This is a genomic window from Peribacillus sp. NPDC056705, assembly GCF_043656335.1.
Genome location: NZ_JBHTYI010000099.1, coordinates 1496 through 2564, shown reverse-complemented (window position 1 = coordinate 2564; position 1069 = coordinate 1496). Strand labels below are relative to the sequence as shown.

The following is a 1069-nucleotide window of genomic DNA, read 5'->3' as shown; positions in this document are numbered from 1 at the left end:
AGTTCCGTATGGCTGGTAGGCTTTAGCGAAGAGGACCAGAACCCGTTGCCGGATGCGTTTGAGGTTTCGGTCATTGAACCGACCACCGTCGCTTTTGTGGCGGACAAGATCAGCGCCTTGAACGAGAAGCATGCAGAACAGCCGATCCTGCGAGTCAAGTATGGTGAGGGCACGGTTGAGACGTTGTTCAAGATCACAAGAACCGTGCGGAATATCGGGTTTATTTTCGTAGGTGGTCTAGCCTTGATGTCGATGTTCCTGATATCCAATACGATCCGGGTAACCATTCTGGCCCGCCGCCGTGAGATCAGCATCATGAAGCTGGTCGGAGCGACGAACAACTTTATTCGCTGGCCGTTTTTCGTGGAAGGGGCTATGATCGGCCTGCTTGGTTCCATCGTTACCGTTGCCTTGTTGTTCGTGGGTTACTCCCGCTTGCACACTGCGGTTCAGAGTGACATAACCCTTGCGCAAAGTTTGATTCCACTTGGAGATCTATGGATGCTGCTCGGGGGAACCATCATTGGACTTGGCATGATCATAGGCATTTGGGGAAGCACGATGTCGATACGTAAATTCCTGAAAGTATAATAAATAACAGAGTAAAGGATGGGGAGCGAACGTTGAAGAAAATCGCCGCTGGCTTAGCAGCCTTATTACTGGCCACTGTTATGATCCAACCTACTACCTCAGAAGCACAGAAGAAGACGGCAGCTGATGTAGACAAGGAACTGAAGACCCTGCAGGAGCAGGTGAGGCAAGCGCGGGAGCAGAAGAGCAAAGCCGCCGATGATAAGCAAGAAGCGCAGCACTATAAGAACAAGACGACGAATAATCTGAAATACGTGATGGAACAGATTAGTATTGTGAGTAATGAGTTGACCAAGATCTCCATGAAGATCGAGGAGACGGAGGACCAGCTTAGAATAACTACGGTTGAACTGGAAGCTGCCGAGGAACGTATTGAATCTCGTGAGAAGCTGTTGGAATCTCGCGTTCGTCTCATCTATATGGACGGGCAGGTATCGTATCTTGACGTACTGCTCTCCTCTACAAGCTTCAGTGATTT

General features: G+C 49.7%; 2 protein-coding genes. Both read left to right on the top strand.

Annotated elements, in window-relative coordinates; all coding sequences use genetic code 11:
- A partial coding sequence (ftsX, locus tag ACFRAK_RS27675; RefSeq protein ID WP_394572984.1) for a permease-like cell division protein FtsX occupies positions 1-591 on the top strand: 591 nt, incomplete at its 5' end.
- Positions 592-623: 32 nt separating this feature from the next.
- Positions 624-1069: PcsB-like coiled-coil domain-containing protein (locus tag ACFRAK_RS27670; RefSeq protein WP_483878290.1), on the top strand; the 446-nt coding region annotated here is incomplete at its 3' end.